17 protein-coding genes are annotated in these 13,109 nt (G+C 58.0%); 11 read left to right on the top strand and 6 right to left on the bottom strand.

From position 1 onward, the window contains the following. The 9 genes from tssI to N434_RS23905 form a co-directional block, all read left to right on the top strand. Nucleotides 1–1,534, top strand: a 1,534-nt coding sequence (gene tssI, locus N434_RS23945) for a type VI secretion system tip protein TssI/VgrG (protein ID WP_110760601.1), incomplete at its 5' end; no start/stop codon positions are given. A gap of 8 nt (nucleotides 1,535–1,542) precedes the next feature. Continuing rightward, nucleotides 1,543–2,007 (top strand): hypothetical protein, encoded by a 465-nt coding sequence (locus N434_RS23940; RefSeq protein ID WP_110760595.1) that lies wholly within the window; start codon nucleotides 1,543–1,545, stop codon nucleotides 2,005–2,007. Continuing rightward, nucleotides 2,004–2,969, top strand: coding sequence for a hypothetical protein (locus N434_RS23935; protein ID WP_065116447.1), 966 nt, complete (start codon nucleotides 2,004–2,006; stop codon nucleotides 2,967–2,969). Before N434_RS23940 ends, N434_RS23935 begins: the two co-directional genes overlap by 4 nt. Nucleotides 2,970–2,974: 5 nt before the next feature. After that, the gene (locus tag N434_RS23930) at nucleotides 2,975–3,508 is read left to right on the top strand and encodes a hypothetical protein (protein ID WP_110760594.1); all 534 of its coding nucleotides are present in this window, start codon (nucleotides 2,975–2,977) and stop codon (nucleotides 3,506–3,508) included. 16 nt (nucleotides 3,509–3,524) lie between these two features. Continuing rightward, entirely contained in the window at nucleotides 3,525–3,917 is a 393-nt protein-coding gene (locus N434_RS23925) for a PAAR domain-containing protein (protein WP_110760593.1), read from the top strand. Between the two features lie 4 nt (nucleotides 3,918–3,921). Then, nucleotides 3,922–5,139 carry a hypothetical protein gene (locus tag N434_RS23920; protein ID WP_110760592.1) on the top strand — a complete coding sequence of 406 codons (1,218 nt, stop codon included), beginning with the start codon at nucleotides 3,922–3,924 and terminating at the stop codon, nucleotides 5,137–5,139. Beyond that, complete coding sequence (locus N434_RS23915; protein WP_110760591.1) at nucleotides 5,136–5,636, top strand: hypothetical protein; 501 nt, start codon at nucleotides 5,136–5,138, stop codon at nucleotides 5,634–5,636. The genes N434_RS23920 and N434_RS23915 overlap by 4 nt, the downstream gene beginning before the upstream one ends. Nucleotides 5,637–5,643: 7 nt before the next feature. Beyond that, complete coding sequence (locus N434_RS23910) at nucleotides 5,644–6,093, top strand: hypothetical protein (protein ID WP_110760590.1); 450 nt, start codon at nucleotides 5,644–5,646, stop codon at nucleotides 6,091–6,093. A 58-nt stretch (nucleotides 6,094–6,151) separates the two neighbouring features. Next, entirely contained in the window at nucleotides 6,152–6,604 is a 453-nt protein-coding gene (locus N434_RS23905; protein WP_286172392.1) for a hypothetical protein, read from the top strand. Nucleotides 6,605–6,820: 216 nt separating this feature from the next. On the opposite strand, the gene N434_RS23900 is transcribed toward N434_RS23905, so the two are convergent. From N434_RS23900 to N434_RS23880, 6 genes are all read right to left on the bottom strand, one after another. Next, nucleotides 6,821–7,099: a hypothetical protein gene (locus N434_RS23900; protein ID WP_110760589.1), complete on the bottom strand. Its 279-nt coding sequence runs from the start codon at nucleotides 7,097–7,099 to the stop codon at nucleotides 6,821–6,823. Between the two features lie 95 nt (nucleotides 7,100–7,194). After that, nucleotides 7,195–7,407 (bottom strand): hypothetical protein, encoded by a 213-nt coding sequence (locus tag N434_RS25520; RefSeq protein WP_146227710.1) that lies wholly within the window; start codon nucleotides 7,405–7,407, stop codon nucleotides 7,195–7,197. An 84-nt stretch (nucleotides 7,408–7,491) separates the two neighbouring features. Next, on the bottom strand, nucleotides 7,492–9,504 hold the full coding sequence (locus tag N434_RS23895; RefSeq protein ID WP_110760588.1) for an aq_1923 C-terminal domain: 2,013 nt from the start codon (nucleotides 9,502–9,504) through the stop codon (nucleotides 7,492–7,494). 192 nt (nucleotides 9,505–9,696) lie between these two features. Further along, nucleotides 9,697–10,590, bottom strand: a complete 894-nt coding sequence (locus N434_RS23890; protein WP_110760587.1) for a DMT family transporter — start codon at nucleotides 10,588–10,590, stop codon at nucleotides 9,697–9,699. A 257-nt stretch (nucleotides 10,591–10,847) separates the two neighbouring features. Continuing rightward, nucleotides 10,848–11,252: a hypothetical protein gene (locus tag N434_RS23885; RefSeq protein ID WP_110760586.1), complete on the bottom strand. Its 405-nt coding sequence runs from the start codon at nucleotides 11,250–11,252 to the stop codon at nucleotides 10,848–10,850. A 46-nt stretch (nucleotides 11,253–11,298) separates the two neighbouring features. Continuing rightward, entirely contained in the window at nucleotides 11,299–11,517 is a 219-nt protein-coding gene (locus N434_RS23880) for a hypothetical protein (protein WP_003505772.1), read from the bottom strand. Nucleotides 11,518–11,790: 273 nt separating this feature from the next. Here N434_RS23880 and N434_RS23875 point away from each other — a divergent pair, with 273 nt between their 5' ends. Together N434_RS23875 and N434_RS23870 are read left to right on the top strand one after the other, a co-directional pair. After that, nucleotides 11,791–12,132 (top strand): ArsR/SmtB family transcription factor, encoded by a 342-nt coding sequence (locus N434_RS23875; RefSeq protein WP_181424061.1) that lies wholly within the window; start codon nucleotides 11,791–11,793, stop codon nucleotides 12,130–12,132. Beyond that, on the top strand, nucleotides 12,129–13,052 hold the full coding sequence (locus tag N434_RS23870; protein ID WP_110760584.1) for an SRPBCC family protein: 924 nt from the start codon (nucleotides 12,129–12,131) through the stop codon (nucleotides 13,050–13,052). The genes N434_RS23875 and N434_RS23870 overlap by 4 nt, the downstream gene beginning before the upstream one ends. The last annotated feature ends 57 nt before the right edge of the window (nucleotides 13,053–13,109 follow it).

The following is a 13,109-nucleotide window of genomic DNA, read 5'->3' as shown; positions in this document are numbered from 1 at the left end:
GTCGGCTTCGGCGCAGGGCGAGGGCAGGGTGCGTCTGGCGCAGGGGTCTTCGGACCGCAACCACATCAATGACTGGGCACGGCGGTTCTCCTATGTATCGGGCCAGCGGGCGGGCGCGGACTGGAACTTCGAGACGCCGGGCATGGTGCCGGGCACGATGACGCCGTCGCTGGTGCAGATGCCGGATGCGACGAAGCGCGAGCTTTATGAATATCCGGCCCGGATCAGCACGGTTGAAGAGGCCGAGCGGGCGCAGAAACTCAGAACCCAGTCGATCGAGGCGGATCATGACCGGGTGTTCGGCTCGTCCACCTCGCGCATTCTGGAGGCGGGCCGGCGGTTCACGCCTTACGAGGTTGCCCATCCCGATCACGCCTATGAAGAGCATGTGATCATCCGTGCGAGCCACAGTATTGTCGACCGTTCTTATGAGACGAATGGCAACGAGCCGGAATATCGCAACAGTTTCGAGGCGATCCCGGCGCGGGTGCCGCTGACGCCGCATCGCGCGACGAAGCGGCCGCGCATCGAGGGGACGCAGGTTGCGATCGTGGCGGGTCCTGCGGGCGAGGAGATCCATCCGGATCAGTATGGCCGCATCAAGCTGTGGTTCCCGTGGGACCGCAAGGCGAAGAAGGATGGAACCGATACGTGCTGGGTGCGGGTCAGCCAGGCATGGGGCGGCGGAACATGGGGTGCGCAGGTTATCCCGCGCATCGGCATGGAGGTGATGGTTGCCTTTGTCGACGGCGACCCGGACCGGCCGCTGGTGACGGGGGTGGTGCCGAATGCGCGCCAGACCGTGCCTTATGACCTGCCGGCCAACAAGACGAAGAGCACATTCCGCACCAATACCCACAAGGGAACCGGCTTCAACGAACTGACCTTCGAAGACGAGAACGGGCGGGAGGAAATCTATGTCCACGCCCAGAAGGATCGCAACGAGAAGATACGCAACAACCACAGCGAACGGATCGACAATAACTGGGTTCAGTCTGTTGGCCACAACAAGTCCATCGAGGTCCGCAACAACCACCACGAGGTTGTCGGCGGCAACATGATGATCACGGTCGGTCCGAGCGGTATCGGCCGGGTTGTCAATTCCCTGTTGAACTCCCTCGTCAGCGGCATTGGCGATGTGGCGAAAAATCTCGGTTTCCCCGGACTTCTCAATCCCGGCGAGGGCAATATGTCGGTGATTGTCGAGAAGAACAAAACCGAAAGCGTGGGGGTGTTCAACGCGGTCAATGTCGGGGCCGGAATGGCGACCAATGTCGGCATGTCCTACAGCGTCAATGCCGGAACGCGCGTCAATCTGATGAGCAACGATACGATGTCGCTGTCAGCGCAGAACAGCGCGACCGTGCACAGCGGTGGCGAACTGCACCTGACCTGCGGAAAAGCCAATGTGCTGATGCACGAGGATGGAACCGTCACGCTGAGCGGCACCAAGCTGTTCCTCGATTTCGCGGAAATCGAGATCAACGGTGAACAGCGTGTCGTCGTCAACGGCGGAAGGATAGATTTGAATTGAGAAGCGACATGATCAGAATACTGGCTTCGGCCTGTGTGATCCTGATGGGTTCCGGATCTCTTTCTCATGCACTTGAGTGCGAAACAGACCCGGCGAAATTCGCCTTCACGTCGGACACGCCATCCACCTTCAATATGGGCGAGAAGCGGGATGTTGACCGGGCATATGCCGCGCTTGCGGGCGCTCTCGGTCCGCTCGACAGCTACCCGAAAACGCGGATTTTCTATTCGAAAGGTTATGAGGGCGTCAGGGACTATGATTGCAAGGACGAAAAATGCCGGGCGATGGAGGTTCTCGAAGGGCTTCAGCAATGCGGGGCGGGCGGCATGAGCAAGAAGGACGCCTGTTATCCGCTGGCGGTGGTCTATCAGCAGAAGCTCTATTGCCTTCTCTATCCGGGACAGCCGGATTTTGATCCCTCAAAACCCTTCGTACCCTACGTGCCATTCAAGAACAGTCAGGACGGGCAATGAGCGATAGCGAATTCCCCTATGGCAACGACCTGAATAATCCCGATTCCTGGGTCGGTTTTGCCTATACCAAATCGCAGTCATGGCTGATCGGTTATGACAGCGGTGCTTCGCTCATTCTCGGCGCTCACACCTTTCTGATGTTCGGCCGGGAGAATCTCTGCGCCTGCGTTGCCTCGTTTTACGGCGCCGGACTGACAGCGGGTTACGGCATGTCCAATGCCGCCAAGCGCGTCGAGCGCAGCGGCGGCCAGTCGACCAGGATCGGTCAGGGCGGCGGCGCGTCCGAGCAGCTCAAGAGGATCGAGGATATGAAAACCGCAAAGGACATATCCGACATCCCGACTGCCGGCGACCAGTATGATTCCGCCGAGAAGATCTACCGTTTCCTCGCGGCGCAGCAGAACGGAATGAGCGCCCTCAAGCCGTTCAGCATCAACGATCTCGATTATACGATGGGCTGGGTCTCGGGTGCTTCCGTCGATGCCGCGATCGGGGCCGGGACCTATTATCTCGCCGATGCCCGCAACCTTTTCAAGGGCGCGACGGCTCTCAATGTCAAGACCGAGGCGACGCTGATCGGTGCTTCGCTCGGCTCCATGATCGGTTTCTGGCGGGTGAAGAAATGGTATTCCCTGTGGACCGAACTCTCCCGCTCCAAACGCGAGGAATATCCCTTCCAGGCCTATAATGTCCATCCGTTCTTCCGCGAATGGAAGTCGCAGGAATATACCTACCAGAAGCAGCTTGATCGCATCGCCGAGCAGGATCGTATCATTAACTCGATCACCAAGGATATGCAGGTCAACCCGACGAAATACGGCTTCCCGGATTCCGATTATGCGCTGCAGCGGTCCGTGGAAATGACCGAGAAATTCTATTCTGGCGCGCGTTCTCCAGACAGCAACCCGTTCATGCCCTGGGTGCCGATGGACAAGCAGCATATCTTTTATGAAGGGCGTTGAGACCGATGTTATCGAAGCCAGTGAAATTTGAAGATGGATCGACACCGGTGGGCATTTGGCTGGAACTGCATTCCACCGAACGCCAGTGGAGAAACACCTATGTGAGCTTGCTGAACGCGGGTGGTTCCAGTCGTGATATTGCCTTGAAGGCAATAAAAACCCAGCATGACCTGTTGCGAAACCTTTCGCGGTTTCCCGCAGAGAGATGGCGAATGCTGTGCGACGGACAAGGCTGGACGCCGGTCGGCTGCTCCGCTCTTTCCTGGTGCCAGGGGGATGTCACCTTTGTAGAGGTCGCTGATCGCGGAAAAAACTCGGAATGGCGGATCGACCCTGAAATCGGTAGCGATTTCGCTGCCCTGATGCTCAATCCCGCAATCGTTCCCGCCGATCTGGGCGCGCTTCTGCGCAGCGAGCATGATGATTTCGCCGTCGCGCTTGCCCTTGCGTCGAGACCTGAACGGCTATCTCCATCCTTTGTTCTGCCGCAGGATGCCCGGCCGGGGCAGTTGACCCGCGCTATGCTTCAGACGCGGTAAACGGGAGACATGGCCTATGCCTGAAGCACATCGACGTTCCGATATAGGTTCCGGCCACTCGTGCCATTTCCCGCCGACGCTTGCGACGGGCGGTAGTCCGGATGTGTTCGTGAACCACAAGCGGTTAATGCGTGTGGGAGATGCTTATGTTCCCCATGGCTGCCTGGTTTGCCCGGAACCCTCGCATGGGCGCAAGCTCGCCGCCGGATCATCGACGGTTTTCATCAATGGCAAGCCGGCTGGCCGGATTGGGGATGCGATCGATTGCGGAGGACAGGCGCAGACGGGCTCCTCCAATGTCTTTATCGGCGATGGTTCGGGCTCCGGTTCTGGCCAGGCTGGAGGTGCCGGCGGTACTGATTGCCAGAAGAACATGGCGTCGAGATCGATGCCGATGGTGCGGGGATAGTTTCATGCTCGCAGGCTCCCGTGACGACAGGCGAGAGGATGCCGCCTCGCAGGCCTTGCTGAATGCAGTTTGCGAACTTGCAGTTGATCCGGCAAAGCGTGTTTACGCCGTCATGGATGGCGCGCAATACAGCGATCTGCCGCAATTGTTGAAAGAGGCTGATATTGCCCACCGGCCGCTCTACCGTTATGCGGGCGATGACTACGCCGTCATCCTTGGCGGACCCTGGCTGATAGACCCTTACCAGGCTGCCACACAAGATTTTCCGGATACATCGTCATCCGCGGTCGACGCTGAAGACGATCTGTCCGACGAGGCGCTGCAGGCCAGTTCGGCCGCGCTCTCCGCCAGAATGGTATCATCCCTGCAGGCGGGTGATCCGACCGGCGGCGGAATGCTGCCGACATTGGAAGGCGACAAGATAACGATCACGGATCGTCTTCGGAAGATCATGATGCTGAGTCAGGGTAAACCGGCGGTGGTTTTCTGGTCCGGTGAAAGCAATTTCGATGCTGAGGGGCTTTACCGTCATTTGCGTGGCCTCAACCGGATATTCGTGCCGAAGGCATGGAATGGTAGTGAGGTTGTGTATGAGGTGCTGGGTAGTGACAGGAAGACCTCAGATGCCGACGCATCCGCCCGTCCAGTCGCTGAAGACGCAGCGCCCGCTGATCATGATCCGCTGATTTTCCGGCATGCGGATGCGAATGTCATGGTGCAGATCATTCCAGTTCTGGATAAGATTCAGCTCGATAATCTTTTCGGCCCCGCCATGCAGATCTTGTTCGCGCCCGATGCTGAATGGGGTGGTGGGGTGAAGCGGGCGAGACTGGCGTTTTCGCCGGATCGTCGGCTCGGCAGGTCGCTTGTCCTGTCAAAGGATATGATGGCGTCAATTTCCAAGGTGCGGGATCAGGCGTCCCGGCGGAAAATATCTGCCTATCTTGAACGTAATGCCGAAGATCAACTGAAACATCTGGATGAGAAGCAGCGCGACGTCTGGATAACGTCTCACATGCGCGAGGCAAGATCGCTCGGCGTGCGTTCGGAAGCGGATTTGGGACGCTGGTGTTATCTGCAGGCCATCACCGGCGGTCGTCTGACACAACAGCCGGGCGTGACTGACTATATGATGAGCCGGGGAGAGGTTACCGCGGATGAGAAAGTGCGGCTGTTGCTGACATCTGTCACGGCTGCGGCGCGGCATGGGGGGAAGGCATGACCACACTTGTTGCCGGCGCGCCCCTTCTGGCGGGCGGACCACCCGGCTGGGTGGCTTATGGCATTCTTGCAGCAGTAACGATCATTGGCGGAGCCTATATCGTCAGCCAGCAGATGTCGAAGGCGGATGATGACGCCGACAGCACGTTGCAGAACAATGATGCGTCTGATTGCACGGGTGATTGCGCCGAGGCGAAAGAGCAAAAAGAAAAAGAAAAGATCGGCGAGATGGATGCCGATTCCACCCAGAAACCCGGTGACAAGGATTTCAACAGGGACAGGCCGGGCACCGTTGACGATGCGAACAAGGACTTCGATGATCTTGTGGGAGACAATTCGGTCGACAAAGGAAATGGTATAAGGATTGGCAAGCTTTCCGACGGCCGAACCGTGACAGTGCGACCCGAAAGTAAAAGCAACGGACCGACACTCGATATCATAAAGCCGAACGGGCGGCCCTTCCGAAAATACAGATATCCCGGCAGTCCATCCACATGAGGCCAAGATGAAATCCGATCGATATGGAATAGACAAGGAATTTTGCCGCAGGAACGGCTGCAGCATTTTTTTCGGTACGGACTGGTTGGATGACGCCGAATACGAGGCCTTCGAGGCGTTTTTCGGCTCGCGTCAACTGTTCGTTTCAAGCGCGGATGAACAGCTCGAGCATTCGTTCGTTTCCTCGTTTTCCGACGCGGTTAAGCGGGAAAGCGAATTTGTCGATGCTGATAAATATATTTTCTCACCCAATGATGCGCTGATTTATGTGAGCGACGACCGGGATGTCTTTCTCGTTGCCGCATCGAAAGAGAGGATTGCGATGCTGGTTGACGAAATATCAGCCCGCGGAGGAAGAACATATTCCTCTCTGGTGCGCAGCGGCGCTGTTGAGCCGAAGAAGCAGGTCAAAGCATTATTCGATTATTGGGCCGATCTGAATTTTGAGAACGCCTGACGGGCCGTCAGTTTAACATCAAGCGACTTCTCTGCCGGTAGATGGCGTCGGGGTTTGGATGGTGGACTTCATTATAGAAGATTGTACGCTGGATAGCAGGCTTATTCGGAGCCGCAATTTCGCTGCGCGAGTTTTCCCCGAGTTTCCGAGTGAAGAAGAGATCGCTCTCGTTGCTAAGCGGATCAGTGCTGCCGAGATCGATTTTTATGCTTGCGAATGCGGGCAGCCGCTACGTCATTTTGGATCACAACCGGTCGGGCCGATGCTCGACGCGCTTTTCGAAAACGCACCTTATAGCCTTTTGATCGGATTTTCAGGCCATGATCTGTGGATATGGACGCCTGAGGATCATGAATACTTCGTTGTCTTCGGTAATGCCAATCTGGTTCAGGCGATAGAACGAAGCGACATATTCTCCTACAGCTTTGCCGATTATCTGGGCAGCGGTGCGTTGTCGCAAGCAACAGTCGCGCATCTTCGTGGCATGGCATCGAACTATACGATCGGGTAATGCGCTTCGCGGAGGCCGGGCATATTCCTCCCGGGTGGGCAGCGGCGCTGTCGAGCCGAAGAAGCGGGTCAAGGCGCCGTATGACCATTGGGCCGATCTGAATTTCAGGATTGTCTGACTGGCCTGCCTGTGCCGCCCAGGACTGCGTCTTTCGCAGGCACAGATCACTCTGCCGATCCGATATCGTGACGCGTTCCAGGGACGAGGTGCTTGCCCTTAGAACAGGGCCACGATCATCATGCCCAGAAATGCGATGAGCATGACGATGCAGGCCGGGCGGAAGAGATAAAAACGCTGCCAGTTCGTAAGGCGGAGGCTGTTGTAATAAAGGGATTTATCCAGCCGGAGGTAATCCACGCCGCTGTCGACGGAAAAATCACCGCCATTTTCCCTGTAAAACCGATATTCCCTGATCTGAGCGACAATCTGCTGGGCTGCCAGAAGGCTGACGGCGAGCAGCGCCGCTGAAACAATGATGATCTCGAATATCAGCATATGGCCTCTCTCTCCGATTGAACCGTAATGGCTTGTCTAGCGCAAATCCGCTGAAAAATCCGGTTCTTCGGCCTGCTTTTTCCACAATCCCGTCTTCAGTGCCCTGCGGCGGAGAGTAAAGTTCGTTTTTCCCGATGACTGATTGCACCGATATGGCTTGCCATAATTCCAGCCATTGATGGGGCCTCGTCCGCATTAGCGCTATTGGCAGCGATGCGCGATTTTTCTAATTTCTTACTTTCATTAATTTGTATAAATATATGATAAAAATCAATAAAATTTTGTTCATTCAATTTGCCTGCTGCCATGGAAAAGCGTCAGAAAGGCATGTCGTTAGGTGGTCTCAAGCCCGGAAAACCGAGCTTGAGACGATTGGCGGCGGAGAGGACGGCTTAATCGGCCGTCGCCTGAATATCGACCTTGTCGAGAAGAAGCATGGGATTGTCGGAGGCTGCAGCCAGATCAAAAAGGCCAAGGCCATTGGCGCCCGTCGATTTGACCATCACTGTCAGGGTTCCCGGCGCGCTGATGAAGCGGGCGAGGGCGTCCACGGCGCCCTGAAGCTTTGGCTGTTCAGCCGCGACCTGCTGCAACAGCACATTGGCCACCAACGTCAGGGTGCCGCGCACCTGATCTTCGGTCATATCGTTTTGCAGGGCATAAAGCTTGATGGCCTTGGCCATCAAACCCTCGTCCTTGACCGTGAGTTTCAACTCGCGACCCGCCAGCCCGAAAAGTGCGGCCTGAGCGCGATTGATGTCGAAGGCGAAGAACTCTTCCGTAAACCCGCTTGCAAGGCCGGAAAAATTGACGCTGCCGATATCCTTGCCGCTGAAGGAGATTTCCCGGATCATCAGGTTGTTGTTCGGTTCGTCCCAGCCTGCGGCGAGGGCATAGGAAAGTTCGAGTGACTCCAGACCCAGCTTGCGTGCTTCAACAAATACTTCCTCCGATGAATCGGCCGGGATGGGAAGAGACAGGCCGTCCTGCCTGAACTCGATATCGGTCGGGATGCCGTTGAAGGGCTTTGTCAGTCCCATCTCGAAATTCCGGAGCGTGAACTTGATGCGTTCAGGCGTGCCTTCCGTCTCTTCCTCCGGCTTTTCCGGCGCGGCGACGTCGACGTTGATGCCGCCGACACGGATCGTTCCCAGTTCCGGGATAAGACGGTTAAACGGAAAGGTCTCAATCTGCGTGTCGTCGAGCCCTGCGATCTGAGAGAGGCCTTCGACTGTCGAGCTCCAGTCAAAACCCTTGAGGCTCGCCTCGGCGACTTCGATCGTATCGGTGCCGTTGCCGACCGACATGCCGTTCAGGCCGAAGTCGAGCCTGCGGCTATCCATCTGCATGTCGATACGATCGATGGCGGCCTTGACCCTTTTGCCCTCCGATCCCTCGCTTTCGTCCGGGGCATCGGCCTTGAACCCGAGCAGCTGCATGTTGCTCTTGCCAATCATGTCGAGAATGGACAGGCCTTTGGTGAAATAGGCCTGACGCTCCTGCGGTGAAAGTTCGTCAACATTCTTGGTTGCGCTCAGTGCCTTCAGCGTCTCCAGAAGCGGCTCGGCTGGCAGCCGGGCACTGAAACCGTCGCTGCGGATCTCGTCGTAGCTGAAATGACCGTCGCCATCCGTGAACGAAATCTTGGCAACGGAGAGCGGGCCATAGAGAGGCTTTGCCTCCTTGTCGTCGGGGCCTGCCTTTTCCGTGTAGAGCCTGGCAAGATAAGCGACATCGATATCCTGCCCGGCGATGGTGCCGGTCGATACGACCAAATGCTTTTCCTTCATGGCGCCGTCGCTGTCCGGCAGCGCCATCTTGATGTCGTAGCTGCCATTGTCGATCAAATAGCGGCTGATCCGGCCATCGGCGATGTCGGTAAGAGACGCGTTTCTGTAAACGGTCTTCTGCTCGGTATCGGCGACGGACTGCGTGAATGTCACCTCAGGCGTGGAAATGCGCGTTGCCGCGAAGCGCTCTATGCGCCTTGGCAGGGAGTTGGCATTCCCGTCGCCGGATGCCGCCGGGGCCGGCTTCTTGAAAGCGGCATTCTCGACGCGGGCATGCGCCATCGAGATTTTACCGGTTGGCACATCGATATCGATGCCGTTCATGTCCAGTGCGCCGTCCAGAAAAGGAAGTTTCGGACGTCCATCGATAGCGGCGATCTTGATGTTCTTGCCGTCTTCAAGCGGCAATGTCAGATCGCGAATATGAATTTTTCCGAGAAAGTCGGCTTCCACGGAACCGGCAGTTGCGCCGCTGCGGGCAACCAGCTCGTTGACCTTTGCTTCGTAGAAGGCCTTGCCGCCGATAACGCCTGCGGCAGCGACGGCAATAATCGCAACCGTTGCCCAAAGCGCCTTGCGCCGACCCTTGCCGGTCTGGGTATTTTCCTGTTCCACGAAGTTTGTCCTCTCTCACGAACTTATATTGGGCGCCTTTTAAGCACGCAAAAGTTGCTTAGCAAGTGGTCATCGCCGGGTGTTTCCCCGCCTGGAAGACCTCGCTGCGCAGGAGATATCTCTGCGACCTTGCCTGGCTTGCTGCGGGGCTAGCGCAAAAACTGGGTTAGCCGGCAGTTTTGAAGGAGGGAGCTACCTCCAGAACATGAGCGCCATGCCGGCCACGACAAGTGCGGCGCCGGCCCATGCGCCGGGCGCCGGCAGCTCCCTTGTTCTCAGCCAGAGCAGTGGCAGGATAATCACCGGTGTCGTCGCCGACAGTGTCGAGACGATGCCGACCTTGCCGCCGGAAAGGGCGAAGAGAAGGAGCGTCATGCCAAAAGCCAGGGCGATGATGCCGGTGAGTGCCGTCTGGAGGAACAGGCTTTTGGTCAGCGGGCCTTTCGGCCTGACAGCCGCGATGGGCAGCGTGGTAAGCGCCGTCAGGCAGAGAGCGGCCACCCCGACGCGCAGCATCGAAGCGGCAACAGGATCGATCCCGGTCGCCATGACAGGCCGTGCGATCAGGGAACCGACAGCTTGGCTGAGTGCGGCGAGAAGGCCGAAGAGCACGCCGAGCCAAAGCGGCCCCTTGACGCTCTCCCATTCATGCAGCTGCGCCTTTCGCTTGCCGAAGAGAATTGCAAGCAGCACGCCGCCGAGGGTCAGGCCTATACCGGCAATGGCGGTGACGGGAAGCTGCTCGTCAAGCACGGCCCATCCGAGCAGCGCGGCGATTGGGGCATTAAGGGCGAACAGGATTCCCGAGCGGCGCGGTCCCAGCCGATTGAGGCAGGTGAAGAGAAGCGTGTCGCCAACGAAAATACCGATGAAGCCGGACAGGAGAAGCGATGACAGCGCCTCGGGCTGAAGTTCCCGCCAGGCGCCAGAGGCAAGGACATAGATCCCCAGCAGGGAGGCGACGAAAAGCTGCCGTGTCCTGTTGAAGGCGAGCGCTCCAAGACGTCCCGCCGGGCCTGCGGACAAAAGCCCGGTCAGCGCCCAGCACGTCGCGGCGCCCACGGCGGCCAGTTCATAAATCGGCATTTTTTCCCCGTCGCTTCGTGGCGCTTCCGGCCACGGACACTATCCCTGCCTGCACCCATCGCAGATTCCGGGTTTGTCCGCCATACCGGAAGCATCGTCATCAACGGCGTGGGAGCATGCATGGCTCGCCATTCGTGCCCGGCCAGCCGGCGCGGACGTTTTGCCACAGACGCGCCGCACCGGTTCAGTTGTTCCATTTTTGATGTTGGTGCGCGCCGTCATCGAGACTGCGAGCGGGTAGTTTTATCTACCTGATTTCACGCACCGTTTATGATGTTGCAGATGCCCTCACGGATGACGTTCTTGTCGGCGATCTGCCCTGCCTGAATGCTGAAAACGGCATCGATCCGGACGCTGGCGCCCTTCTGCCGGGCGACAACCCGCAGCGTCTGAATTCTGCCGCTGCCGCTGGTCTCCTGATGGGCGTCGATCGAAGACAGTGCCTTGTTGATCTGGATGCCTGAAAAACCTTCCGCCGCCACGGCCTGAGCGAGCTTTTGAAGCACGGCGGGCGCTTTCGCCTTCGGTAGTTCCTGCCACGATTTGTAAGAGACGGCCGTTACCATCGGCACGCCTGATACGGTGAAGTTCTTCTCGCAGGATGCCGCGAGGACGGGGCTTGAGAAGGTGATGACGCCAAGAGCTGCAATGACATATTTCATTTCGAGTAATCCGGTTGTTGGTGAAGGCTGACAGCGATCGGCCGCATCAGAATGTCGACCGTTTTCCTCTGTATGTCGACGGCGGCGGAAGCGCTTCATGGGCTTGCGCAAGCGTTTCCAGCCAGGTGGCGAGGCCGGCTGGAACCTCCTCGTTGCCCGCTTCCAGCGCCTCGATCCATGAAAGTTCGCATTGCAGGGCGGACGCGATGTTGATCGGCGTCCAGCGGATCACCCGCAGGCATTGATTAAAACGTTCTGGCGACATGATGATTTGTTCTTTTCCCCGTCATTTGCCGGCGAAGCTCACTCACATGGCCACGAGAGTCAATCGTTTTTTACAACTTTTAATGGCCGATTTCCGGCTCAATAGTGATATCCGCCGCCGGTTGACGAGCGCCGGTAGCTGTGGCCGGCAAAAGGCGCTGGCATCTGAACGGAACCCGTGACCCTTCGATCGTGGCCCCTTCATCCAAGAAAACTTAGTTGATCTGCTAAGTTTTCCCTTGCGTCGTCGCGATGGAAGATGATAGTTAGCAATATGACTAAGCATTATCAGGAACTTTCAACGATCTTCCAGGCGCTTGCCGATCCGACACGGCGGGCGATCCTCGCCCGGCTTGGAGGCGGGCCGGCGCCGGTTACGGAATTGTCCGCTCCCACGGGGCTACGTTTACCCACGGTGATGCGCCATCTTTCCGTGCTGGAGGAGGCGGGGTTGATCACCACGTCCAAGGACGGACGGGTGCGCACCTGCGCGATCGTGCCCGAAGCGCTGGAGCCGGTGAGAACTTGGCTCGATGAACAGCGGGCCATGTGGGAGAGCCGGCTTGACCGGCTGGAGGCATTTGCAATGCAGGTCATGAAGGAGGATTCAGAATGACAATGAAACCCGGTCAGGACGGCGGACGCACTGAACCGCATCAGGCACAGGACCGTTTTGCGACGCTGAGCTTCGAACGGGAGGTTGCCGTTCCATTGCCGGTCCTCTGGCAGGTCTGGCTGTCACCCGCCGCCCGGGCGGTATGGGCTTCTCCCGCGCCCTCGGTGACAGTCGAATTTCTGGAGGCGGACAGCAGGCCGGGCGGTCGCGAAGTCTCGCTCTGCAAGGTCGCCGGGCAGCCGGATATCCAGTGTGAATGCGGCTGGCTGGAGCTGCAGCCGGCCCGCCGCAGCGTGAATTACGAGGTGGTTTCCTCTGGTGGCGTGACGCAGTCGGCAGCGTTGGTGACGGCCGATTTTCTAGCCGGGGAAGAGCGCAGCCGGTTGACCGTAACGGTGCAGCTTTCGTCACTGGCGGAGGATATGCGGGATGGCTACCAAGCGGGATTCAGCGCGGGTCTGAACAATCTGGCCAATGTGGCGGCGCGGACCATGGTGCTGGAGCGGACGATGAAAGTGCCGCGAAACATTGTCTGGAAAGCCTGGATGAACGAGGAGACGCTGCCGCAATGGTGGGGTCCTGACGGATTTTCCTGCCGCACGAAGAGGATTGATCTGCGCACCGGCGGGGAATGGATATTCGACATGATCGGCCCTGACGGAACCATCTTTCCGAACCATCATCGTTATATCGAGGTGCGGCCCGAAGAGAGGATCGGCTATACGTTGTTGTGGGGCGAAAACGGGCCGAAACATGCCGATGCCTGGGCGTCCTTCGAAGATCAGGACGGCGGGACGAAAGTTGTGCTGGGCATGGTGTTCAGCACGGAAGCCGAGTTCCAGCAGGCGAAGGGCTTCGGTGCCGTGGAACTGGGGCAGCAAACGCTGGGTAAACTGGAACGTTTCGCCAGGGCGCTGTAAATGTGCAGGGCCTGTCTTTCCATATGCGGATGTTTCGATATCGGCCGCCTGTCTGAC

This window comes from Rhizobium sp. UGM030330-04, assembly GCF_003208455.1.
GTDB classification, from domain to species: Bacteria; Pseudomonadota; Alphaproteobacteria; order Rhizobiales; family Rhizobiaceae; genus Agrobacterium; species Agrobacterium rhizogenes_A.
This window is presented reverse-complemented; position numbering and strand designations above follow the sequence as displayed.